At 68.9% G+C, this 22487-nt stretch carries 23 protein-coding genes; 12 read left to right on the forward strand and 11 right to left on the reverse strand.

Translation table 11 applies throughout. The features are described from left to right. Positions 1–153: 153 nt before the first annotated feature. Entirely contained in the window at positions 154–672 is a 519-nt protein-coding gene (locus ACZ5WE_RS32880; RefSeq protein WP_467694071.1) for a hypothetical protein, read from the forward strand. A gap of 95 nt (positions 673–767) precedes the next feature. Here ACZ5WE_RS32880 and ACZ5WE_RS32885 read toward each other — a convergent pair whose 3' ends face one another. The 3 genes from ACZ5WE_RS32885 to ACZ5WE_RS32895 all read right to left on the reverse strand — a co-directional run bounded on the left by ACZ5WE_RS32885 (position 768) and on the right by ACZ5WE_RS32895 (position 3184). Next, positions 768–1238, reverse strand: a complete 471-nt coding sequence (locus ACZ5WE_RS32885) for a nuclear transport factor 2 family protein (RefSeq protein ID WP_467694073.1) — start codon at positions 1236–1238, stop codon at positions 768–770. 228 nt (positions 1239–1466) lie between these two features. Then, positions 1467–2318, reverse strand: coding sequence for a maleylpyruvate isomerase family mycothiol-dependent enzyme (locus ACZ5WE_RS32890; RefSeq protein ID WP_467694075.1), 852 nt, complete (start codon positions 2316–2318; stop codon positions 1467–1469). A gap of 278 nt (positions 2319–2596) precedes the next feature. After that, a complete protein-coding gene (locus ACZ5WE_RS32895; RefSeq protein ID WP_467694077.1) occupies positions 2597–3184 on the reverse strand; it encodes an isochorismatase family protein in 588 nt (195 codons plus the stop codon). A gap of 302 nt (positions 3185–3486) precedes the next feature. Here ACZ5WE_RS32895 and ACZ5WE_RS32900 point away from each other — a divergent pair, with 302 nt between their 5' ends. The 8 genes from ACZ5WE_RS32900 (at position 3487) to ACZ5WE_RS32935 (ending at position 12196) form a co-directional block, all read left to right on the forward strand. Next, a complete protein-coding gene (locus ACZ5WE_RS32900) occupies positions 3487–3621 on the forward strand; it encodes a hypothetical protein (RefSeq protein WP_467694079.1) in 135 nt (44 codons plus the stop codon). Between the two features lie 150 nt (positions 3622–3771). After that, positions 3772–5106: a serine hydrolase domain-containing protein gene (locus ACZ5WE_RS32905; RefSeq protein WP_467694081.1), complete on the forward strand. Its 1335-nt coding sequence runs from the start codon at positions 3772–3774 to the stop codon at positions 5104–5106. A 36-nt stretch (positions 5107–5142) separates the two neighbouring features. Beyond that, positions 5143–6048 carry a serine hydrolase gene (locus ACZ5WE_RS32910; protein WP_467694082.1) on the forward strand — a complete coding sequence of 302 codons (906 nt, stop codon included), beginning with the start codon at positions 5143–5145 and terminating at the stop codon, positions 6046–6048. A 28-nt stretch (positions 6049–6076) separates the two neighbouring features. Continuing rightward, positions 6077–6979 carry a serine hydrolase gene (locus tag ACZ5WE_RS32915; protein WP_467694083.1) on the forward strand — a complete coding sequence of 301 codons (903 nt, stop codon included), beginning with the start codon at positions 6077–6079 and terminating at the stop codon, positions 6977–6979. A gap of 108 nt (positions 6980–7087) precedes the next feature. Continuing rightward, entirely contained in the window at positions 7088–8665 is a 1578-nt protein-coding gene (locus tag ACZ5WE_RS32920) for an ABC transporter substrate-binding protein (protein ID WP_467694085.1), read from the forward strand. Further along, the gene (locus tag ACZ5WE_RS32925) at positions 8662–9678 is read left to right on the forward strand and encodes an ABC transporter permease (RefSeq protein WP_467694087.1); all 1017 of its coding nucleotides are present in this window, start codon (positions 8662–8664) and stop codon (positions 9676–9678) included. The genes ACZ5WE_RS32920 and ACZ5WE_RS32925 overlap by 4 nt, the downstream gene beginning before the upstream one ends. Then, positions 9678–11501: a dipeptide/oligopeptide/nickel ABC transporter permease/ATP-binding protein gene (locus ACZ5WE_RS32930; protein ID WP_467694089.1), complete on the forward strand. Its 1824-nt coding sequence runs from the start codon at positions 9678–9680 to the stop codon at positions 11499–11501. Before ACZ5WE_RS32925 ends, ACZ5WE_RS32930 begins: the two co-directional genes overlap by 1 nt. Next, entirely contained in the window at positions 11498–12196 is a 699-nt protein-coding gene (locus ACZ5WE_RS32935) for an ABC transporter ATP-binding protein (RefSeq protein WP_467694091.1), read from the forward strand. Before ACZ5WE_RS32930 ends, ACZ5WE_RS32935 begins: the two co-directional genes overlap by 4 nt. Positions 12197–12707: 511 nt before the next feature. On the opposite strand, the gene ACZ5WE_RS32940 is transcribed toward ACZ5WE_RS32935, so the two are convergent. After that, positions 12708–13745, reverse strand: coding sequence for a dipeptidase (locus tag ACZ5WE_RS32940; RefSeq protein WP_467694093.1), 1038 nt, complete (start codon positions 13743–13745; stop codon positions 12708–12710). Positions 13746–14075: 330 nt separating this feature from the next. Here ACZ5WE_RS32940 and cuyB point away from each other — a divergent pair, with 330 nt between their 5' ends. Continuing rightward, on the forward strand, positions 14076–14777 hold the full coding sequence (cuyB, locus tag ACZ5WE_RS32945) for a cysteate racemase (protein WP_467694094.1): 702 nt from the start codon (positions 14076–14078) through the stop codon (positions 14775–14777). 87 nt (positions 14778–14864) lie between these two features. On the opposite strand, the gene ACZ5WE_RS32950 is transcribed toward cuyB, so the two are convergent. Continuing rightward, complete coding sequence (locus ACZ5WE_RS32950) at positions 14865–15527, reverse strand: DUF4097 family beta strand repeat-containing protein (RefSeq protein WP_467694096.1); 663 nt, start codon at positions 15525–15527, stop codon at positions 14865–14867. A gap of 332 nt (positions 15528–15859) precedes the next feature. After that, entirely contained in the window at positions 15860–16609 is a 750-nt protein-coding gene (locus ACZ5WE_RS32955) for a helix-turn-helix domain-containing protein (protein WP_467694098.1), read from the reverse strand. Positions 16610–16615: 6 nt separating this feature from the next. Between ACZ5WE_RS32955 and ACZ5WE_RS32960 the strand changes: the two genes are divergently transcribed. Beyond that, positions 16616–16987, forward strand: a complete 372-nt coding sequence (locus ACZ5WE_RS32960) for a MauE/DoxX family redox-associated membrane protein (RefSeq protein ID WP_467694100.1) — start codon at positions 16616–16618, stop codon at positions 16985–16987. 70 nt (positions 16988–17057) lie between these two features. Next, on the forward strand, positions 17058–18200 hold the full coding sequence (locus tag ACZ5WE_RS32965; RefSeq protein ID WP_467694102.1) for an NAD(P)/FAD-dependent oxidoreductase: 1143 nt from the start codon (positions 17058–17060) through the stop codon (positions 18198–18200). A gap of 220 nt (positions 18201–18420) precedes the next feature. Here the strand turns inward: ACZ5WE_RS32965 and ACZ5WE_RS32970 are convergent, their stop codons facing one another. The 5 genes from ACZ5WE_RS32970 to ACZ5WE_RS32990 form a co-directional block, all read right to left on the reverse strand. Beyond that, the gene (locus ACZ5WE_RS32970) at positions 18421–19059 is read right to left on the reverse strand and encodes a carbonic anhydrase (protein WP_467694104.1); all 639 of its coding nucleotides are present in this window, start codon (positions 19057–19059) and stop codon (positions 18421–18423) included. Positions 19060–19125: 66 nt separating this feature from the next. Beyond that, positions 19126–19509: a hypothetical protein gene (locus ACZ5WE_RS32975; RefSeq protein WP_469157310.1), complete on the reverse strand. Its 384-nt coding sequence runs from the start codon at positions 19507–19509 to the stop codon at positions 19126–19128. A 91-nt stretch (positions 19510–19600) separates the two neighbouring features. Continuing rightward, positions 19601–20938 (reverse strand): cation:proton antiporter, encoded by a 1338-nt coding sequence (locus tag ACZ5WE_RS32980; RefSeq protein WP_467694108.1) that lies wholly within the window; start codon positions 20936–20938, stop codon positions 19601–19603. Positions 20939–20947: 9 nt separating this feature from the next. Next, entirely contained in the window at positions 20948–22177 is a 1230-nt protein-coding gene (locus ACZ5WE_RS32985; RefSeq protein ID WP_467694109.1) for a beta-ketoacyl-[acyl-carrier-protein] synthase family protein, read from the reverse strand. Continuing rightward, positions 22174–22455 carry an acyl carrier protein gene (locus ACZ5WE_RS32990; protein WP_467694110.1) on the reverse strand — a complete coding sequence of 94 codons (282 nt, stop codon included), beginning with the start codon at positions 22453–22455 and terminating at the stop codon, positions 22174–22176. The genes ACZ5WE_RS32985 and ACZ5WE_RS32990 overlap by 4 nt, the downstream gene beginning before the upstream one ends. Positions 22456–22487: the final 32 nt, after the last annotated feature.

Here is a 22487-nt window from a genome sequence, read left to right on the forward strand (position 1 = left end):
CACGAGGGCCGGTCTCTGCCTGCGCCATCTCCTGCCGACGTCGACCGCGCCCTCGGACAGGATCATTGCCTACGAACCGGGCCCCTGCCCGCCGACCGGGTCGTCGACGGAACGGAACTGCCGGTGCTCACGTGGTTTCCCACAGACGACCCCTTGCCCGGACAGGCAGCCGTCGATCTGGCGCTCGCCCGCGGAACCTCCGCCGCTGTGGTGCCACTGCCCGCCGTGGAAGCAGCCGAACTGCACGCTGCCTTGACGGACCTGGCCCTGACTCTGCCTCCATCACAGGCAGCCTTCCTTCATGACCTGCGGCAACGCCTGACTGCGGCCCAGGTGATGGTGCGCCTCCCGCTCAACGACCTGCGTGTCCTCGGTGTTCTGGCCGAAGCATGGGCCAGACCGGGAAGGGACGACGACTCGGCCTTGGGCGCGCTCCAGCACTTCCTTCAGCACGGGGGCCAAGGCTGGTTCACCACCGGGACCTGGCCGGCCCTGCGTGATGCCCTGGCGGATGCCTTGCGCCTGGCGTTGAACCAGCCCGGGGAGGAAGGACTGAACTCCCGCGATGACCTGATTGCCACTATCACCCAGTTCGCAGAAGCCCACCGCACGGCCGCCAATGCCGACGACGCCGAGCAGCAGCGCCTGCAAGCCCTGCGCCAGAACGACTGACCGAACAGCGCGAGCACGCCGTCACCGGCCATCCAGCCCGGCCACCCAGCCCGGCGATCAATGCCTTTCCGCCGGACCTCACCTGAAGTGATCGGTTAATCGGCGTACACCGGCGTGAGGTCGATGTAGATGCGCCAGTCCTGCGCCTTGTCGCCGCGGAAGGTGAGGATGTCGGCATTGGGTACGGTGACCTGCTTGCCGTCGATCCGGGTGTAGGTGACCTCGGCCTGGACGATGACGGTGTCGCCCATCTCCCAGGTGTGCAGCAGGTGGTGTGAGAGTCCCGCGATGGCGGTGAAGAAGTCGGCGACGCCCTGCCGTACCGCTTGGCGGCCGGTCAGTTCGGGGCTGTTGGCGAAGCGGAACACCACGTCCTCGGTGAGGTGGGCGACGAACTTGTCCGGGTCGAAGGTGTCGATGTCCCGGAAGATGCGTGCGACGTCACGGTGTTTATGCGCTGCCCGGGCGGAAGGCACGGCGAGCGCCGCAGCGCCGCCGTCCGGCTTCCCGGAGGTGATGTCGCTGCCGGGGCTCGGTGTCAAGGGATGGTCGCCGGTGCGGCCCACGGTGTTCTCCTCTGGCCGGGGCGTGGCTGCCTGCCCACCGCGGACGACGCCGTATGCGTACAGCTCGATGGGTGCAACTCCACGTGCGGGTACGGACGTTGTATCAGGATCCCAAGGATGCCCGCGACGGCGCGACCTCAGCGGCCTCTGGACAAAGACTGCCCCGCCGGCAGGGCGCCGAGAGATGGCGACACGGCCAGGACAGTGGCCCCGACGCAGCAGTGTCCATCAGTAGACGATGGACACGATCTGGCAGGCGGCTTCGGCGATCTGGCGCTCTCCGCTGATGCGGGCTCGGGCGAGGGCGGTGTCGGGATCGATGCCGCGGGTGCAGAGTCTCCAGGCGGTCTCTGGGTCCAGCCGTACTGATGCGGCAGGCGGGCCGGTGGGTGTTTCGGCCAGTGACCATCGGCCCGCGGTGGCGGTCACGGTCCAGGTGCCGACGGCTGGCTCATCGATGACCACCTCGAGTTGCGTCCCGAAGGGTGCGGGTGTGTGACGCAGTGTGTGCGGCAAAGCCCGCATGAAGGTGTCCAGGACCGCGGACAGAGCGTTGGGCTCCGGATCGGTGTCCCGGCCGGTGGAGTGGCGGATCTGCTGGCGGTGCGTCCAGTACTCGGTGAACTCCCGGGCGATGTCCAGCCACTTGGGCGCCGGGTCGGCCCCTGCCCAGGACACTCCCAGACCCGTTGCGCCGAGGTCGGATTCCTCGAATTGACGGGCGACCTGGGGCCCGGCCAGTTCCAGGGCGTCGATGAGCTCGGCGGGACTGTGATCGACGTGAAGGTCGATCCATTCCTGGTTGACCCGGTGGATGAACGCTTCCAGGGTCTCTTCAGCCGCCACGGCGCGTTGATGGCTCACCGTGCTCCAGCCGAGACGGCCGTGGAAGTCGCCCAGGATGTGGGCGGCAAGATCGTGGACAGTCCAGGCCGGGACCGCGGCCCTGTTCCACTCGTTGCGCCGCAGGCCGCCTAACAGGTCGAGGAGCGACGCCAGCTCGGGCGCGAACAGCGGGCGAGCGTCGATCGGCGTGCCCAGCCAGGAGGTGTCGGATACGTCGTTGGGCTGGAGGCTCATGCTCAAAGCCTGTCAGCCGGGAGGCTCGGTCTTCCATCGAATACCCCCTCACCTCACGGGGGTATGTCGGTTCGTCCACCCCAACACCTTCCGCTACCGCGTCCGCCGGGTCTCCGAGGACGTCGAGACGCCTGAGTGCGGGCCGGCCTCCACTGGCGGGAGGTCCCTTGTAGAGGTCTCCCGCCAGCGGGCCGCCTCCCCCGAGGATCCGTTGCGCGGCGGTCCTTGTGGGGCCATCGGGCAGCGGACATTTGTGGTGGCCGCATTGGGACAGAGGGTCAGAGTCTGACGCCGGGCGGGACAGCAAGGTCTGGGGTTGCCTCATGGAGGGCGTTGGCGCGTTCGATGGTGCGTACCCAGTCGTAGAAGAGTTCCTTGGTGGACAGGGTCTCGATGCCTGAGGCGGCGAGACGGCGCAGGCCGGCCTCGTGGGCCTGGCCCGGTGAGAAGCTCGCGTCGTTGATGACCACGACGCGCCTGCCCGCCTCGTGGAGCTGGATGGCGGAGTGCGCGACGCAGATGTCCGTCTCAAGGCCGACGAGTACCGTGGTGCCCCGCCCGGTCGCCTCGATGCCCGCGGCGATGTCGGGGTTGTCCCAGACGGCGAAGGCGTTCTTCGGGAAGGTCACCGCGTCGGCCGGAAGGGCGGTACGGACGGCGTCCTCGGTGTGGTCGTTGTAGTCGGGCTCCTCCTCGGTGACGACGACCGGGATCTTCAGTTCGCCCGCGAGGGCGGCGAGCCAGGCGATGCGCTGCACCGTCTCGTTCAGGTGGAGGCGGTCCACATCCAGCCGCTTGGGCGGGTAGAAGTTTTTCTGTACATCGATGACGACCAGGGCGCAGTCGTCAACTTCGAGCAAGGGCATGTTCGTTTCCCCCAGGGAGCCCGAGAGCGGTCATTCGCACGAGAAGGCAGGCGCACCGCGCACCGGGTGACCAGTGGAGCCGCCGACGATGACTCCACCCTAGGCGGGTGGCACGGACGCGAAATCGTCGTCGGTTACGAGCCGCGGCATCGGTCTTCGTGCGGAGCTCCCATCCTGTCCGCCCAGGGCACCTCACCGCCGCGGCCCGCCCGGCCGTGCGTCGACCAGATCGACCAGGCGATCCTGAGCGAACTGCGGTGCAACAGCCGCATCTTGGATCGGGCCTTGGCGGAGGGGTCCTGGTGCGCGCTCCGGACAACACGGCGCTGCGCAATGTGGTGCTCAGCGAGATCCAGCGCCTTCCGGGTGCGCGCCATACGCGTACGTGGCTGGTGCTGGAGGAAGCGGAGGGGTGCCGTCCGGACGTCGTGCGGTGAGGGGCGGACAGCTCCCCGTCACGATCGGGCGCTCTTCGTCTTGCTGTACGAATCATGGCCGGCCCTTTCGTCTGCCTGGCCATGAGGAGCGCAGAGATACAGCCATAGTGTGGCGTTCTCGCCGCTCCCCCTTCGCTCAAGGATGGATCCGTGACTTCCTGTGTTGATGTTGGCCAGTGGCACAGCCGTCTGGCCGCGCTGGCCCTCGAGTTCGACATACCTGGCGCTTCCTTGGCCTTCTCCCATCAAGGAGGCGAGACGTTCGCATGCGCCACTGGGGTGCTCAACCGGTCCACCGCGATGCCGGCGAGCGTGGACTCGCTGTTCCAGATCGGTTCCATCACCAAGGTGTGGACCACCACGCAGCTGATGCTGCTCATCGAGCAGGGACAGCTCGATCTGGACACTCCGGTGGCACAAGTGCTGCCCGAGTTTCGCGTGCGGGATGCCCAGGCCACGCGCATCGTCACGGTTCGCCATCTCCTGACCCACACGTCGGGGATCGACGGCGACTTGTTCGTGGACACGGGGCGCGGTGAGAACTGCCTGCGGAAGTACGTGGATGCCTGTGCCGGGCTGGGACAGCTGTTCGCGCCCGGAGCCGGACAGTCGTACTGCAACGCGGGATTCGTTGTCGCCGGCCGGATAGTGGAGCGCCTCACCGGGTCGGGGTGGGACGCGGCGCTGAAGGCTCAGATCATCGAGCCGCTGGGGCTGTCCCACACCTGCACCCTCCCCGAGGACGCGCTGCTCTTCGCCACGGCCCTGGGGCATGGCGACGACGGGGCGCCGGTCGACGTGTGGGGGCTGCCGCGTTCCATCGGTCCGGCGGGATTGGTGTGTGCCCGTGCCAAGGATGTCGTGGCGTTCGGCCGCGCCCACCTGGCCCCGGGGGAGCTGCTCGCCGATCCTCAGGCGCTGCGCACCCCGCAGGTAAAGGTGCCCAACCCGCATGTCGACGCCGAGCAGTGGGGCCTGGGCTGGGGGCTGACGACGTGGGACGGACAGCAGGTCGCCTTTCACGGCGGAGACACCATCGGGCAGCACGCCATGCTGTGGGTGCTGCCGTCCACCGACACCGTGGTCGCGCTGCTCACCAATGGCGGCCGCGCCTTCGAGTTCCAGCACGCTGTGGCCAAAGAGCTGTTCCAGGAGTTGGCGGGAGTGGTTGTGCCCTTGCCTCTCGCCCCGCCCGCACAACCCGTCACGGTGGACGCGACACGGTTCGCCGGGGTGTACGAGAGGGCCGGCAGCCGCATCACCGCGACAGCGCACGAGGGCACACTGCGGTTGCGCACCGAACCGACCGGCGCCCTCGAAGGACTCGCCCCCTCACGGGAGTTCGAGCTGACCGCGGTCGACGAGCGCACCTTCCTCGGCCGCCACGACGAGGCGTGCCTGTGGGATGCCGTGGTCTTCGAGACAACCCCGGACGGCACATCTTTCCTTCACTACAGCGGCCGGGCCACGCCCAAGGTGCGCTGACCGAGCCCCAGTCCCTCACCCTCCCGTGGAGTACCTGTGACCGCCCCGTCCCACCCCCACGACACCGCACCGGCTGATCGCATTGCCACGCTCTTCAAGGACGCCGAAGCCGACGGCTACGTCCACGTGCGTGACGTGGACAGCGGGGCAGAGGTCTCCTACCGAGCCGACGCACCGGTGATCCTGGCATCCGTTCGCAAGATCGCGATCGCGCTGGAGTACGCCCGCCAGGCCGCGGCGGGCACGCTCGACCGCGCCGGACGGCACACCGTGGCCGTGGCCGAGAAGGAGGGCGGCGGCATCGGCACCGACGGCTGCCTCGACGATGTCGTGCTCGCGGCCCGGGACTTGGCCTACTTCATGATGGCGATGAGCGACAACGCCGCCACCGACAAGCTCCTCGGCCTCGTCGGCGCCGACAACGTACGGGCGACGCTTGCCGGGCTCGGCTGCACCGGCTTCCCCATCGGTACCGCCCGTGAACTGTACGGCGGTGAGTGGGCCGAACTCGGCATCGATCCCGAAGGCGATATCGACGCCCAGCTCGAGCACATCAGCGACGACCAGATCCGTGCCCTGTCAGTGCTCGACCCGCAACGCGCCCAGGCCGGAACGCCACGAGAAGTCACCGGTCTGCTCACGGCGATCTGGCGTGATGAGGCCGGCTCCGCCGAAGCCTGCGCCGAGGTGCGTGACCTCATGGGCCGCCAGCTCTCGACGCACCGACTGCTCGCCGCCTTCGAGGACGGCATCACCGTCGCGGCCAAGAACGGCTTCATGTGGAACCTGCGCAACGAGGCCGGTGTCGTCACCTACCCCGACGGCAGGCGCTACGCCGTCGCTGTCTTCGCGCGCACGCATTCGCCGGCCACGCGGCAGCCCAAGGCGGACGCCGTGGTCGGCAGGACTGCACGTACCGCCATCGATTTCCTCCGTCGTTAGTACCCGCACCCGGCGCAAGGAGCAGCGCATGAGCACCGACCGGAGCACGACCGTCCCTGTGGTGGCACCAGCCCTGGCCGCGATCTTCACCGAAGCACAGGCAGACGGCTTCGTCCACGCCCGTGATCTCGACGGCCCCGGGGAGGTGTCCTTCCGCGCCGACGAGCGGGTGGTCCTGGCCTCCGTCTTCAAGATCCCGATCCTCCTCGAGTACGCCCGCCAGGCACACGCCGGAGTCCTGGACCGCCGCGCGCGGCACACGGTCACCGCCGAGTACCGCGTCGGCGGTTCGGGCAGTGACGGTTGCCAGTACGACATCGAGCTGAGCGCCCGCGATCTCGCCTACCTGATGATGTCCATCAGCGACAACGCGGCCACCGACGTGCTCCTTGACGTCGTCGGCAAGGCCAACGTCCGCGCCACGCTGGACGACCTGGGCTTTTCAGGCTTCGGGGTGTCCGGCTGCCGGGAACTGGACATTCCCGTCCGCCGCGAGCTGGGCATGCCGGACGGCGCGGACTTCGGCACCTGCGTGGCCAACGCCAGGGAGGAGGAGATCCGGCGGCTCAGCGTGCGTGACCCGGCCCGCGTGCCCTCCAGCACCCCGCGCGAAGTGACCGGTCTGCTGGCCGCGATCTGGCACGACCGGGCAGGGCCCGCCGAGGCATGTGCGCAAGTGCGCGCTGTCATGGGCCGACAAGTGTGGCAGCACCGCCTCACCTCAGGCTTCGAGGACGGCGTACGCATCGCGGGCAAGACCGGCACCGAGTTCGGCATCCGCAACGAGGCCGGTGTCGTCACCTATCCCGATGGCCGGCGCTATGCCGTGGCCGTCTTCCTGCGCACCTACTCCATGGCCGAGCGCCATCCCCGCGCCGACGCGGCGATCGGGCGAGCCGCCCGTGTGGCCGTCGAGGGCCTGCGCGGCTGAGCACCGCTTCCGCTGACCGGACCCTGCCCGTGTGCCTGTCACTGCCCCTCCCCAGCCTCCGGTAAGACGCAGGCGAGGGCCCCCCAACTTCCCCCTTTGGAGCCCACGATGACACGCGCGCGAGTCATGGCCTGGTGTACCGCGGCGTCGCTGCTGGCCGCCGGATGCGGCACCGCCCAGCCGGCCGGTTCGACAGGCGGCGACACTTTCAGCTTCGCCGTCAGAGGCGACCCGGGCCTGCTGGATCCGGCCCAGGTGCGCAACACCACCACCTACACGGCGCTGTCCCTGGCGTACGACACCCTCATCCACGTCACGCCCGACGGGGAAGTCGTCTCCGGTCTCGCCAGGAAGTGGGACGTCCGCCCCTCGTCGGTCACCTTCGCCCTGCGCCGCGATGTCACCTGCGCCGACGGCAGTCGGGTAACTCCCGAGACCGTCGCCGAGAACGTCAGGCACGTGACCGACCCGGCCACCAAGTCACCGACGCTGGGCGTCACCGTCCCCGAGGGCCTCAAGGCCACGACCGACAGGTCCGCGAACACGGTCACGCTGTCCACGCCCAAGGCCTTCGGGTTCATCCTGGAGAGCACCCGCTTCATGTTCATGGTGTGCGGCAAGGGGCTGAAGGACCGCTCCGTCTTCGCGCGAGCCACCTCGGGATCCGGACCGTTCCAGCTCACCTCCGCCAAGCCCAACCAGAGCTACACCTTCACCCTGCGCAAGCACTACGCGTGGGGGCCCGGAGGGGCGGGTACCGACGGTCGGGCCCCTGGGCGGGTGGTCCTCAAAGTGGTTCCCAGCGAGCAGACCGCCGCCAACATGATGATCTCCGACCAGCTCAACGGCGTGATGCTGAACGGGCCCGACCGGGCCCGCATGCAGAAGATCCCCGGCGTGACGACCACCGAACAGTCCATCGGCCCCTCGGAGTTCTTCTTCCATCAGGGCACAGGACACCCCGGGCACGATCCGGCACTCCGCCGCGCGCTGCTGCAGGCCGTGGATCTACGGCAGTTGGGGGCCATCGCTTCCAGCGGCACTGGACGCAAGGCCACCGGCCTCATCCAAATTCCTCGCCCCTGCCCCGGCGACACCGTGTCCGGCAACCTGCCCGCATTCGACAAGGTGGCAGCCGAGAAAGGTCTGGACGCCGCGGGCTGGCATCGCAGCGGTTCCGGCATACGCACCAAGGATGGCAAGCGCCTGAGCATCCGCATGGTCTACGGCGCCTCCTCCGGCGAGGCCGCCACCGCCGCGGCCGAGTACCTGGACAAGGCGTGGCAGGACGTGGGCGTCGACATACGCATGCGGGGTGTAGTCGATGCGGCCTACGCGGAAGTGGAATCGGTGACCCAGGACTGGGACGTGATCTGGGAGCCCCTCGGCGTCACCCTCCCCACCCAACTGCTCGGCATGCTGTCCGGGCCCTTCACCCCTGACGGCGGGAACTTCGCGCACCTGAGCAACAAACGCTACGAGGACCAGACCGCGCGGGCCGGAAAACAGCCCGGCACGGCCGGCTGCGAGCTGTGGCGTGCCTCCGAAGTGTCCCTGCTGCGAAGCGGCGACATCGTGCCCGTCGTGGACCGCACCGCCACCGTCGCGGCCCGCAACTCCACCTTCCAGTTGACCTCCGGCCTGTTCGAGCCCACCTCGATCCACATGACCGGAGGCCCACGATGAGCTCCCACGCACATCTCGACGACGCTCCCGCCGCCCCGCAGCGGGAGGCCCGCACCCGGATCCTGACACCGCGATTCTGCGCCAAGCACCTGGTGCGTTTCGCGATCTCCCTGACGGCCCTGCTCGTGGCGTCGTTCGCGATGATCCACCTGATTCCGGGTGACCCGCTGCGCAAGATGCTCGGCCCCACGGCGCCGAAGGAACTCATCGACCAGCGCCGCCATGAACTCGGACTCGACGACTCGATTCCCGTCCAGTTCATCCAGTACGTGCGTGGCGTGCTCAGCGGGGACTTGGGGACCTCCTTCATCTCGGCGCAGCCGGTGTCCCAGGTCATCAAGGACGGACTGCCCAACACGATCGCGCTCGCCACGCTGGCGACGCTCGTGGCGTTGCTGCTCGCGGTCCCGCTGGGCATGTGGGGTGCCATCCGCACCGAGAACGGCCGCAACCAGCGCACCGAGACCGTCTTCGGGGCCCTCACCGGGGCGGCGGTGGCCGTGCCTGAATACCTGTACGCGCTGGTCCTCGTTATCGTGTTCGCGCTGACTCTGGGTTGGTTGCCGCCCGCAGGACTGACCGGTGGTGCCTCCTACATCCTGCCCGTGGTCGCCCTGGCCATCGGGCCGGCCGCCATGATCGCCCGGGTCGCCCGGGTGGAGACGCTGCGCGAACTCGGCTCGGACTACATGCGCCTGGCCCGAGCCAAGCGCCTGCCCACCGGCCGTCTCCATCTCCGCCATCTGCTGCCCAACACCCTCACCGCGACCCTCACCATGGGCGGGCTCCTGCTGAGCGGCCTGATCACCGGCAGCGTGCTGGTGGAGAACGTGTTCGCCTGGCCGGGGCTCGGTCTGCGCACCGTCGAAGCGATCACGCAGAAGGACTATCCCGTCGCGCAAGCAGTGATCCTCGTCTACGGCGCGATCGTGCTCAGCGTGAACCTCGTGGTCGACATCGCGCTGGGCGCCCTGGATCCCAAGTCCACCCTGACCGCCCGCAAGGAGAGCTGATGCGACGCCTACTCAGGAACCCTTCCGCGCTCACCGGCGCGGTGATCGTCATCGCTCTGCTCACCCTGGCCGTCGTGGCACCGATAATCTGGGGCCCTACGGCCTCCCGCTTCGACCCCGATGCGATCAACGCCGGATCGTCCGGTGCCCACCCGCTCGGCACCGACGCGCTCGGCCGCGACCTGCTGGCCCGCACCTTCGTGGCCACCCGCCTTTCCCTGGAACTGGCGGCGCTGGCGACACTGATCGGCTCCGCGCTCGGCATCCTGCTCGGCGTGCTGCCGACCGTGCTGCCGCAAAAGCCCGGGCGGCTCGTCATCGGCGTGGTGGACGCGCTCGTCGCCTTTCCCTCCCTGCTTCTGGCGATGTTCACCGCGGTCATCGTGGGGCTCGGCGCGCGCGGCGCGGTGCTCGGCATCGGCGTGGCCCTCGCCCCCACCTTCGCCCGCATCACCCACACCCTGACGTCCTCCATCGCGCAGGCCGACTACATCGCGGCCGCCCGCATGCTGCGCGTGACGCGCCTTCGCATCCTGACCCGGCACGTGCTGCCGAACATCGCCGAACCGCTCATCCTCAACCTCACCCAGGCGATGGGCGGCGCCCTGGTCGGCCTGTCCGCCATGTCCTTCCTGGGACTCGGCGTGCAACCCCCCTCTTACGACTGGGGACGCCTGCTGTTCGAAGCCTTCGGGCACGTCTACGTCACCCCGGTCGTCATCGTCGGCCCGGCCCTCGCCGTGACACTCGCGGGCATCGGCTTCTCCCTGCTCGGCGACGCGTTCGCCAAGGCTGCCGCCCGCACCACCCAGGCCACCGGCGCCGTCTGGGCACCGAAACCCGCCCCGGTTGCCTCCGACGCCCCCGTGCCGGACGCGGTCTTGGAGGTACGCGACCTGACCGTCACCTTCCCCGGCGACATCCGGCCCGTCCGAGACCTGTCCCTCACCATCCGCGCGAGCGAAATCGTCGGCCTGCTGGGCGAATCCGGCAGTGGCAAGAGCATGACCGCCGCGGCCATCGGTCAACTCGTCCCCTACCCGGGGCACGTCGCGGCCGCCCGCTACCGGCTGTGCGGCACGGACGTCGACACTCTCGACGCCCGCGAGCGCCGCGCGCTCCTGGGCTCCTCCCTGGCCATGGTCTTCCAGGACCCCACCGCCTCGCTCAACCCCGCGCTGCGGATCGGCAGCCAGCTCGCCGAGGTCGCCACCGTGCACGCCGGATCCACCAAGACCGAAGCACGGCAGCGGGCCATCGAACGCCTCACCCAGGTCCGCATCCGCGAACCGGAGCACACCGCCGCCCAGCACCCCCACGAACTGTCCGGCGGCATGCGCCAGCGAGCCGTCATCGCCATGGGCCTGATGGGCACCCCTCAGCTGATCATCGCTGACGAGCCCACCACCGCACTCGACGTGACGGTGCAACGTGAGGTGCTGCGCCTGCTGCGGGAGGTCGTCGACGACAGCGGCGCGGGCGCCCTGTTCATCTCGCACGACATCGCCGTCGTCAGCGAACTCTGCGACCGCGTGGTCGTCATGTACGCGGGCCGCGTCGTCGAGGAACTGTCCGTGCACAAACTCGCCGACCAGGCCGCCCACCCCTACACCCGGGCCCTCATCGGCTCCCTGCCCGACATGGACACCGACCGCACCAGGCCCCTGGACACCATCCCCGGCCGCCAGCCCGCCCCCGCCGAAGTGGGGTCCGGATGCACTTTCGCCGACCGGTGCGCCCTGGCCACCGATCGCTGCCAGGTACGTCCCGCCCTGGTGGAACTGCGCCCGGGGCACAAGGCCGCCTGCTGGGAGGCACAGTGAAGATCAACGAACTGACCGTGCGATACGGCAAGTTCACCGCCGTCGACCACGTCACCCTGGACGTGCCGCCCGGAACCGCGCTCGGCCTGGTCGGTGAGTCCGGCTCGGGCAAGTCCACCCTGGCCCGCGCCGTCGCCGGCCTCACACCCCACCAAGGCACCATCACCGGCATCGACAGGGCCCGGGTACAGATGGTCTTCCAGGACCCGTATTCCTCGCTCAACCCCCGTATGAGCGTGGGCCGTTCCATCGCCGAGGGCATCGGTCCCCGCACCCGGCCCGCCTCGAGGCAAGCAGAGATCGAACGTCTCCTGGACCTGGTGGCGCTGCCCGCCGCGGCAGCCCGGAAGTACCCCCGAGAGCTGTCCGGCGGGCAGCGCCAGCGGGTCGCGGTGGCCCGCGCCCTGGCCGCGAAGCCGGGCCTGCTCATCGCCGATGAGATCACCTCGGCACTCGACGTATCCGTTCAGGGCGCCGTCCTGAACCTGATCCGCGAACTCCGCGCCGAACTGGGCCTGTCCATGCTGTTCATCTCGCACAACTTGGCCGTGGTGCGCTACGTCACCGACTCCGTCGCGGTGATGCGCGCGGGCCATCTGGTGGAAGCGGGCACGGTGGACGAGATCATCGGCTCACCCCGGCACGCCTACACCCGCACCCTTCTGGAGGCCGTGCCCCGCTTGATGCACCGCTGAACTCACCTCACCGTCTGTGCGCCCCGGCCGTCACGGGGCGCACTCGCATGTACTGCGTGTCTCGTCGCGCTGCCGAGGCCGGTGCGCTGCCCGGGACACACGGCGGCCCCTGGGACGGGTCCGCGAAGGACCTGCCCCAGGGGCCGTCTCACAACTGTCCGGCGGATCGCCGCTACAGCTGGATCCACTCCTTGCCTTGATCACTGTGGGGACCGCGGTGATGTGCCAGACGTCGCGGGCCTCGACGTCGGCCTGGCCGGCGAGCGAGGCCAGAGCGGCCGATGCCTCCCGTACGAGGGCGGCGCCGAACGTCGACCGCAGGTGCGTGACGCTGTCGCTGCCCAGGCGCTCGGGCTCGGTACCGAGATGGCGGGCTCCATGGGCGGCCACGACTTCCGCACTGCGGGCCACGGCAGCCGGGGTCGGCGGAGAACGACTCGCACACCACAGGCTCCTCAAGGTCCGCGAGCATCGGGAAGATGAAGCGACGGCTGCCCAGGCGTCGCGCCGCTCAGCGCGCCCTGCCCAGCTGCTCGCGGAAGAGCCGCTGCACGTTGCCGCCCAGGACCGCACGGATGGTGTCCTCGTCAAGCCCTCGCCTGAACAGGGCCTTTGTCAGCGCGGGCAACTCGGCGGGCCCGTCAAGACCCGGCAGTGAGGCATCGAGGGCGACCCCGGTGTAGTCGCCGCCGTCGCAGCAGGGCGGGGTGATGTCCGCGGCGACCTCCCGCAGGAAGTCCGGGCCGATGCCGACATGGTCGCTGCCGACCAGGTCGATGACGTACTCGATGTGATCGACGATCCGGTCGATCGTCTGCTGTTCTCGCTCCGCAGCCAGGAAGTCGGGGACGAAGTTGACGCAGACGACACCGCCGGTGGCCGCGACACCCCGGATCTGCTCGTCGGTCAGGTTGCGGTGGTGATCGCACAGTGCGCGGACCGCGGAGTGCGAGGCGATCAACGGCCGTTCCGCGAACTCCAGCACGTGCGCCACACCGGCCGCTCCCAGATGGGAGATGTCGAACACGACGCCCAGGCGCTCCAGCTCACGCAGTGCCTCGACACCGTCGCTGGTGAGCCTGGACCCGGTGGCGTCCTCACCGCTGCCGTCGCCGAGCGCCGAGCGCCCCCAGTGAGCGATCGAGGCCATCCGTAGCCCGAGCCGGTGCAGCGTCCGGAACAGCTCCACGTCCGCGTCCACGCCGGGCGCGCTCTCCAGAGCGAGCACCAGCGCGATCCGACCCTCCGCAATGGCGGCATCGATGTCATCGCCGTCCAGGCACAGGCGTACGTGATCGGGGTTCCCCTCGGCGAGAACGTGCGCGCACTCGATCATCCTCAGGGTGCGGCGCAGCGCCCCCTCGGGGCGGAACTGGTCGTCCACGAACACCGGCAGGACCTGAATGTCCACCCCGCCCTCGCGCAGCTGCGGAAGCCACCGCTCGCGGAAGAACTCCGCCCACCGGTGCGGGGGCCGCTCCACCACCGACATCAGCAGATCATTGTGCGTGTCGGCGACGACCGCGCGGCTGTGCAGATCTTCGGTCACCTTCGACTCCTCCTCAGATACATGCCTGCGACGCTAAGCGAGTGCGGTGGGCCAGAGTTCGTCGTGAAATCCCAACATCAGGGAAGCTCTCCGTACCCCTGAACGACCCGTCGACCCGACGCCTGCCATTGGCGCCGCAACCGTGCCGGATGGGACGCCGGCACAGGTCGGCCGCCGAGTCTTCGGACCCTCTGACGAAGCGCGCAGCGCCCTGGTAGCCCAAGACTTCTCCGCATGCAAACGGCATTGAAGAGCACCGCCGGAGCGGCACCGCACACTATGGGTGCAGAGCGCACCCGGGCCGAACCGGCCACGGCAGTGCCAGGAGCCGTGCGCCCGTTGCTCGGCATCCTCGGCGGCATGGGCCCGATGGCCACCGCCCACTTCTACCGCCGCCTCATCGAACGCACACCGGCTCAGCGGGACCAGGAACACCTCCCCGTCGTGATCTGGGCCGACCCCACGGTGCCCGATCGCACGGAGGCTCTGCTGGGACGTGGCCCTTGCCCCCTCGGCGCCATGCTCACCGGCGTGTCCTGGCTCAACCAGGCCCGCGCCACATGCCTCGCCATCCCCTGCAACACCGCCCACGCCTACCGGGACACACTGCGCAGCCACACCGACATACCCATCCTCGACATGGTTTCCGCCGCCCTCAGAGCCTGCTGCACCCTCCAGCCCTCCCTGGAACGGGTCGGTGTCCTTGCCACCGAGGGAACCCGCGTCGCGCGCCTGTACGACGTGGCGGGCGAACGGCTGGGCCTTCAGATCGTCCATGTCGTCCCGGACACGCAGACGCGCCGGGTCAACCGTGCCATCGCCGACGTCAAAGAGGGTGGTGACACCGGTCGGGCGCGGGATGACATCGCAGCCGCTGTCAGCGAACTTCAGGAGGCAGGAGCGGAGATGGCCATCGCCGCCTGCACTGAGATCCCGCTGGTCGCAGGCGAGGCGCAGCGCATCATGCCCGTCCTCGACTCCACGGCCGCACTCGCCGACCAGGCGCTCGGCATGCTGCTGCCCCGTCCGTGAGGTTCAGACGAGCCCCGAGGCCGTGCCAAGCCGACTACAGAAGGCGTGCGTTCCGGGGCTCTGCATCGGCGGCGTCTGACTGGCACGTCAGTGCTGTGCGACCACCACGTCGCCGCCGTTGCTGCGCGCCTTGACCTTGTGCACCGAGCCCTTGTCGGTCTTCACGCCGACGGTGCGGTCTCCACCCTTGGCCTGGGTCTGCACCGCGTACTCTCCGGCCGGCAGATCAATGCCGACGTCGCCGCCCGCGCTGAAGGCATCGATGTCAGTCGGAGCCTTGGCGAACGCGAGATCCACATCACCGCCGTTCGTCTCGGCGACCGTGTCCCCGGTCAGACCCGCCCCGGTGATGTCGCCGCCCCCGCTGGAAACCTTGGAGGCCAAGCGTTCGGGAACCTCGATCCGGTAGCTGACCGAGCAGCTCCCCGACCGGCAGTCGTGATCCTTGAGTGTGATCTTTCCGCCACGTGAACTGTGGGATGTCCTCGGCTTGTCAGCCGAATACGTGATCTTCTCGGTCACCCTCAAGCCAGAGCGGTCCGAGGCGACGACGTGGACGTCACCGGCCGTCGTGTCCACGCTGAGCTCAGAGGCAGGGCCGCGCACCTCGAACGTGCTGCTGGACGACTTCTTGTGCTGCGTGTCCGCCGGAGTCTTCGAGGCAGCGGAGTCGCCCTGCGAGCACCCCGTCAGGAGCACTGCGCCGGTGACCGTGGCCAGGGAGCAGGTAGTCAGAGTCTGCAGTTTCATGATGCTTCGCATTTCGTTGTGGAACATGTACTCGCCGGTCACCGCGCATATCTCGGGCCTGTTGACCAGCGTGACGAACGGGTGGCCACGACGCGGGTCTCGATCCTCCGCTGCCAGTATCCGGATCACCCGGGCTGGTGTGTTCGTCGTCCGGTACGCCCATGAGGCGGCGCGTTCGGCGGACAGTACGAAACCAAGCGGGCAGACTACGACCTCTCAGCGGACATCGCGAAGGTTTACGAGCCTGCCCCGGCAGGCATCGCGTCGTGGTGGCCGCTTGGTGGTTTCAGGTGAGTCTTGGACCGGTTGGCTACCGGGAGTTCGGGCCAGCATCAGTTATCAGCGCGTTGCAGAGAGGCAGATGTACGCCCGATGAAGTCCCGCGCGGTACGCGCGAGGTGGGCCTGGTCGGCGAAGCCCGCGGTGGCTGCGGCCCGGGCGGCAGTCGAGTCCGGCAAATCGGCGATCGCGGCGCGGAGTCGGCCCCAACGGCGCAGGCGGGCAAGCGTTATGCCCACGTCCTGCCGGACCAGGGTGCGCAGCCGCGGGGCCGACAGGCCGACCTCGGTGGCGACGGAGGTGATGGGCATGTCCGGATCGCGCACCATGCACAGGTGGACAGCGTGGGCGACTCTCGCATCGAGTAGGGAGGGGCGCCCAGCGAGTGTCCGCAGCTCGGCGTATCCGGCGGCCAGGTCCACGCAGGTGCCGGGGCTGTCGGAATCGGTGATGCCGAGCGCGGCGAGCAAGCGGCGGACCTCGCCTGCACCGAGCCGTATCGGCCCCTGGCTCGAGGGCAGCAGCCAGGAGTCGATGAACAGGGCGATGTAGGCAGAGGTCGACGCACAGGTGTGGGCCAGCTGGGGCGGAACGATCAGCCCGGGCGCCGCCACCACGGGCCGTCCCGGCTGGAGGAGTTCGGCGTGGCCGCCGATCGGCAGCACGGCTTTCCAAGCGGGCAGCCGGTGTTGAGCGACGCGGAAGGGGCGGGACTCCGCGAACATCGTCGCCTCGGGGCCCGAGGCGAAGACGATGCGGCGATCGTTTTGTTCAAGCGCCCAGGCACGAGGTGATTCGATCATGGTGCCATGCACGCTATCGCTTCCGTTGCCCTGGCGGTGTTCCTGATCGCCACGGGAGTCGCACACTTTCTGGCCCCCGGCTATTTCCGCACGCTGGTACCCGCATGGCTCGGCCGGGAGCGGCTCCTCGTTGCCGCCAGTGGGGCGGCGGAGGTCATGGTGGGTGCGCTGATGCTGGTGCCGTGCGGCAGGCAGTCCGGGGGTTGGGGCGCCGCCGTCCTGATCACCTGTTACTTGGTGTCCCACCTGGACGCGCTGCGCCGCGCGCGCCCGGACCGGCCCCGGCTGCTGGAGCGGCCGGTCGGTGCGGTGGCTCGGCTGGTGACCAACATCCTGTACATCACCTGGGCGGTTGCGGTGGCCAGGTCCGCTGCCTGACACCGACGCACGGCGCCCGATTGTCCGCGGTGGCACCGAGGCCGCCCGTAGTCACAGAGGAAGTCAAGCCATGAGTCATCGCCTCGTCGTCGTGGGCGCCGGTTACGCCGGTCTGCTGGCGGCCAAGCACCTTGCCCGCAAGCTGCGCCGCAGCGATGTCACCATCACGCTGGTCAACCCCTCGGACCGGTTCGTCGAACGGGTCCGGCTCCATCAGCTGGCCGCTGGGCAGCGACTGGCGGCACTGTCGTTGCGTCAACAGCTCAGTGCCGCATCGGTCCAGCTGGTCGTCGGACGCGTGACCGCGATCGACACCCCCGGCCGGGGCGTGTGGATGGACACCGTGCCCGAGGCTATCGGCTACGACACCCTGGTGTACGCGGTGGGCAGCCGGGCGCGGCTCGACGATGTCCCGGGGGTGGTCGAGCACGCGTACGCAGTCGCCGATCCTGAGCAGGCAACACGGTTGCGGCACAGGGTTGCCGAGATCGCGTCGGGCGGCACTGTCGCGGTGGTCGGCGCAGGGCTGACCGGACTGGAAACAGCCTCGGAACTGGCCGAGAGTTACCCAGAGTTGCGAGTCAGGCTGTTCACCGGTTCCGATGACGTGGGGTCCGGGCTCGCGCCGCGCGCCCGGACTCACCTGCGGCGCGCTCTCGACCGGCTGGGCGTCTCGGTTCATCCGAAGACCCTGGTCACGGCGGTGCGGGAGGACGGCTTGGACACGCGCGACGGCGCGTCGTTCGCCGCCGATGCCGTCGTGTGGACCACCGGGTTCCAGGCGCCGGAGCTGGCACGCGCGGCAGGATTCGCGACGGATGAGAGCGGCCGGATGCTCGTCGACGCCACCCTGCGCTCGATCTCGCACCCTGAGGTGTACGCCGTCGGCGACGCGGCTGCTGCGGTGTCGGTGGGCGGAGCACCGAGCCGCATGTCCTGCCAGGCGGCCCTGCCCATGGGCCGGGGTGTGGCCGACGTCGTTGCGGCCCGCCTGGCGGGCCGGGAACCCGGGCCCGTCCGGATCGGTTACACCTTCACCAACATCAGCCTTGGCCGACGTGACGGTGTCGTCCAGTTCACGCGCGCCGACGACCGCCCGCGCGGGCTCGTCCTGACAGGTCGCGCCGCGGCGGCCTTCAAGGAGGTTGTCGTGCGCAGCACGGTACGGTGCGGGCCGCGCAGCGAGCCGGGCGGCGACGAGTCGGACTCCTGAACCAATTCACCTGCTCAGCGACGACGTTGTGGCCTCACAGGGGGTGCGCTCCTCACAGGGGGTGCGCTGAGGAACGCGTACCGACACCTGGGGACGTCCACCTGCACGCGGTTGGGGGGTTGGAGGGGGGAGGGACTGTCCGGCGCCCCCACCCCGAGCAGGCCTCGAGCCGCTTGCTGAGGCGGGAGCGCACGGAAAGATCCCTTCGTGCGAGCGTTCGTCAGCGCCGCCGTCCGCTGCCCTCCCGCGCCAGAGGCCTGAACGAGTCATCGCGTGGCGAGTACACCTCCGTCGTCGCGGACTCAGCCCTGTGGAACAGGGCACGGAGTCGAAGACGCCCACTGTTCTGGCCGGATTCGAGGCCGGGGTACTGGGCCAGGTGCGCGAGCTGGATGAGGAGATGTGCCCGGGCTGCGCGGTCCAGAGCGTCTTTGCCCATGGCGCCTGATGCCCGCCCGCCGGCGGCGTCTTGGCAGGCCGCTCGTGAACTACCGACGACCAGCCACCGGCTCAGGGCGGGCGAGGCGCTGTGCTCCTGGTTGAGCAGCACTGCCACGGCGCCACAGCCTGAATGCCCCGCGATCACTACGTCACGCAGGTTGGTGAGCGAAAGGGCGTAGTCGATGGTGGCGATCGCGCCAGAGACGACCTTGGGGTTGTACGGAGGCACGATGTTCCCGATGTTCCGCAGTTCGAACAGCTGCTCAGGGCGTGAGACGAACCGTGTGGGAGCGATCTGGGTTTCGGTGCAGGAAATGAACAGGGTCTGGGGCAGGCTCTCGCCTGCGCGGCGGGTTCCTTCGAGCCGATGCGGGCGTTCAGGTGAGGGGCGGGTTATCAGACCGTTCGCAGAACGCATGGTGCTGCCTTTCTGACATGACGAAGCTCGAGTCGACGTGCTGTGCGCATCGGGGACTCGGTCGTGTCAGATCAGCCAGCTCTGCAGCGTGGGACGAAATGGCGCCGGAAGGGCCGGCTTGGTGGCCTGCGTGAGTGCGTCCGGGCCCCTGGGCGAGGCCGTCCCTGCCATCGCTGCGGATTCCGCAAAGGGCGACGGCGTCAGAGAAGGCGGATCGGCCGTTGCCGGCGTGTGCGGGCCCCGGTCGAGTGCCGCCGTACCGGGCGTCTCCTCGCAGCAGACGGCGTCGCCTGGCCGGCCGTGGTCTGCGCCGTCGTCGTCGGCGGCTTGGTACACGCCCGTCACCGACGCGGCAGCGGGCGCGGCCAGTTGCTCCGCGGTAGGGCGCGGGGCGACCTGCCCGAACAGGGCGTGCCCCAACAGGAGGCAGGGCAACAAGCCCTTGATCAAGGCCTTCAGTAAACGAAGGCATACGTGTGCCATGTACCGACCTTCCCCCGTCGATATACAAGCTTCTGGCTCAGGTGCTGTGAAGGTGCGGTCAACCACCTCTGTTCGTGTACTCGTTCGACACTGTAGGCGGATCAGCTGGCTCGTGCGGCGTTGTCAGCAGACTCACGGGGCTGCGGCCGAGTGAGAGTCTGCACAAGGGCATGGCGCTCGCGGAGGTGATAAGGGCGACCAGCACGAGGAGCGAGAACGTCTTCTGGTTGATGATGCCTTCGGCCAGACCCACGTTGACGAAGATGAGGATCATGAGGCCGCGGGCGTTCATCAACGCCCCCATGGCCGATCCCTCGCGCCAGCTGAAACCGTTCGCGCGCATCGCTGCCAGGCTGCCGCTGAACTTGCCGACGAAAGCCGCCAACAGCAGGGCCGCCAGAGGCAGGAGTGTGCCTGCGTCGGTGATGCCGCCCATCTCGGTGTTGAGGCCTGAGAAAGCGAAGAAGACCGGCACGAGCAGCACCTGCACGGTGTCCAGGAGCCGCTGCCGGACCGCTTGTTGAAACGTCTTCTCGCGCGGCATGGCCAGTCCGACGACGAAGCCACCGAAGACCGCGTAGACGCCTATCTCCTCGGTGAACCACCCGGCAGCCAGCACCACCATGAGTACGAGATGGAACTGTCCGGTGGTCAAGTCGCCCCGCGCACGTGTCTTCTCGCCCAGCTTGCGCAGGAGTCTGCGTCCGACGGTCAGCATCAGCACGGTGAAGATGGCGGACAGGACGACGACGCGAACGCTCTGCGACAGTCCGCCGTTGCTGTGAAAGGCGACGATGAATGCCAGGAAGCACCAGGCCACGGCGTCGTCCACGGCTGCTGCGAGAAGAGCGAGAACTCCGAGCGGGGAGCGCTCGAGCCCTTGGTCGTAGAGCATGCGCGCAAGCATCGGAAACGCCGTGACCGCCAAGGCGCCGCCCACGAACAAGGAGAACATGCCCGGGCTGACGTCGGACCGGGACAGCTCCTGATGGAAGAGCAGCCCCGCGCCGCAGCCCAGGAGGAGGGCCGGCACGATGCTGGAGATGGCCAGCGTCGCCGCGGTGCGCTGATATCCGCGTGGCGCCTTCTCGTGATCGAGCCCCAGGCCGACGAGGAACATGAACAGCGTGAGACCGATCGTGCTCAGTACATACAGCACCGGCTTCACCGAGGGGGTGAACAAGGACTGCTGGGCGTCGGGGAAGATCCGGCCGAAGAGGGTGGGCCCCAGGGCGATGCCGGCGACCATCTCTCCGACCACGCGGGGCTGGCCCAAGGCGACGGCAAGCTTCCCGCAGAGGGCGGACACGATCAGGATGACCAGGAGTGCGGGCAGAACGTCTATGACCAGCTGCACGTTGGGATCCTGGGCGGCGGCGATGGTGCTCGTCGTCATCGTCATCTCCTACGGCCGGGTGAGGACGAGCACGGCGTTCTGACCGCCGAATCCGAAGGAATTGCTCAGCGCCGCTTCCATGGTCACGGGACGGGACGTGCCCGCCACGATGTCGAGGTCGACAGCAGGGTCTTGATGTGTGAGTCCAGCGGTCATCGGGACAATCTGGTGCTTCAGTGACAGAGCGGTGATCGCGGCCTCGACCGCACCGGCGGCGCCGAGCGAATGCCCCAGCACCCCCTTGACCGAGGTGGTGATGGGGTGACCTCCGAGGACTCTGCGGATCATGCGGCCTTCGGCTGCGTCGTTGAGCGGTGTGGAGGTCCCATGGGCGTTGACGTGGGTGACGTCGGTGGGGGAGAAGTCCGCGTCTTCCAGAGCGGCCCGCACCGCCCTCTCGGCGCCCGTCCCTTCCGGGTCGGGACGGGTCTCATGTCCGGCGTCGGCGGACGCGCCGTATCCACTGACATACGCGTACGCCTGCGCGCCGCGCGCCTCTGCGTGTTCAGGGCGTTCCAGGACGAGTACGGCCGAGGCCTCGGCGATGACGAAGCCGTCGCGTGCGGTGTCGAAGGGGCGGGACGCCTTTGAAGGGTCGTCCTTGTAGTGCGACAGGGCGCCCGCTTTGGCGAAGGCGGCTACGACCGAGTGCACGAGGCTGGACTCCGCGCCCCCCGCGAGCACGATGTCGCAGGCCCCGGACCGGAGTAGCTCGCGGGCCGTGCCGATGGCCGTGGCGCCTGATGCGCACGCCGAGCTCGTCACGAAGCTGGGGCCACCGGCCCTGAGGTCCGTGGCGAGCCGTCCCGCCATTATGTTGGTCAGCGACATGGGAACGGTCAGCGGCGATATGCGCTGGGCACCGAGCTCGATGAGCCTGCGGTGCTCACGCTCCCACGTGCCGATTCCGCCGAACGCCGTTCCCAGGATGGTGCCGACGCGGGGGCCGTCCCAGACGTCCGGAGCCAGGCCTGCGTCCTCGACGGCTGCCCCTCCGGCCGCCAGGGCCAGCTGGGTGCAACGGTCCAGCCGCCATGCGGCGCGGCGCCCGAGCGCCGCGTCGCCGTCGAACTCCGCCGCACGGCAGGAGAGTTCGACGGGCAGCCCGGCCAGTGCCGGGTCCGGTTCCGCGGTGGGACGTCCGGCCAGGACGGACTTCCAGGTCTCATCCGCGGTCGCTCCTGCGGGGGTGACCATGCCGATCCCGGTGATCGCCGCATGGAAAGGGCTGCGCATCATGCCTTCTTCCCTATGCGCTCCGGTTCGTTGAGCTTGGCCTGGACGAGGGCGGCGGCTTCGCCGATCGTCTGTTCGGCGCCGAGGTCGTCATCGGCGATGGGCACTTCGAAGAGTTCCTGCAGGACGTCGGAGAGTTCCACGAGCGCGAGTGAGTCCAGTTCGAGTGCGTTGAAGGTGACGTCGGGGGTGGCAGTGGCAGCGTCGACACCGAACCGGGTCTCGAGCAGCGAGCTGATCTGCTCCTCGAGGGAGCGGGCGGAAGGGGTCAGGGAGGGCATGGCGAGTCCTTACGTTGGGTGGGTGGTGACCA

The organism is Streptomyces sp. NPDC033180 (genome assembly GCF_055577645.1).

What these genes read in the sequence shown, in the direction of transcription:
- ACZ5WE_RS32890 (WP_467694075.1), bottom strand. Translation starts at nt 2,318, where the DNA reads ATGAGCCTCCAGCCCAACGACGTATCCGACACCTCCTGGCTGGGCACG.
- ACZ5WE_RS32895 (WP_467694077.1), bottom strand. Translation starts at nt 3,184, where the DNA reads ATGCCCTTGCTCGAAGTTGACGACTGCGCCCTGGTCGTCATCGATGTA.
- ACZ5WE_RS32915 (WP_467694083.1), top strand. Translation starts at nt 6,077, where the DNA reads ATGAGCACCGACCGGAGCACGACCGTCCCTGTGGTGGCACCAGCCCTG.
- ACZ5WE_RS32920 (WP_467694085.1), top strand. Translation starts at nt 7,088, where the DNA reads ATGACACGCGCGCGAGTCATGGCCTGGTGTACCGCGGCGTCGCTGCTG.
- ACZ5WE_RS32925 (WP_467694087.1), top strand. Translation starts at nt 8,662, where the DNA reads ATGAGCTCCCACGCACATCTCGACGACGCTCCCGCCGCCCCGCAGCGG.
- ACZ5WE_RS32930 (WP_467694089.1), top strand. Translation starts at nt 9,678, where the DNA reads ATGCGACGCCTACTCAGGAACCCTTCCGCGCTCACCGGCGCGGTGATC.
- ACZ5WE_RS32950 (WP_467694096.1), bottom strand. Translation starts at nt 15,527, where the DNA reads ATGAAACTGCAGACTCTGACTACCTGCTCCCTGGCCACGGTCACCGGC.
- ACZ5WE_RS32955 (WP_467694098.1), bottom strand. Translation starts at nt 16,609, where the DNA reads ATGATCGAATCACCTCGTGCCTGGGCGCTTGAACAAAACGATCGCCGC.
- ACZ5WE_RS32960 (WP_467694100.1), top strand. Translation starts at nt 16,616, where the DNA reads ATGCACGCTATCGCTTCCGTTGCCCTGGCGGTGTTCCTGATCGCCACG.
- ACZ5WE_RS32965 (WP_467694102.1), top strand. Translation starts at nt 17,058, where the DNA reads ATGAGTCATCGCCTCGTCGTCGTGGGCGCCGGTTACGCCGGTCTGCTG.
- ACZ5WE_RS32970 (WP_467694104.1), bottom strand. Translation starts at nt 19,059, where the DNA reads ATGCGTTCTGCGAACGGTCTGATAACCCGCCCCTCACCTGAACGCCCG.
- ACZ5WE_RS32980 (WP_467694108.1), bottom strand. Translation starts at nt 20,938, where the DNA reads ATGACGACGAGCACCATCGCCGCCGCCCAGGATCCCAACGTGCAGCTG.
- ACZ5WE_RS32985 (WP_467694109.1), bottom strand. Translation starts at nt 22,177, where the DNA reads ATGATGCGCAGCCCTTTCCATGCGGCGATCACCGGGATCGGCATGGTC.
- ACZ5WE_RS32990 (WP_467694110.1), bottom strand. Translation starts at nt 22,455, where the DNA reads ATGCCCTCCCTGACCCCTTCCGCCCGCTCCCTCGAGGAGCAGATCAGC.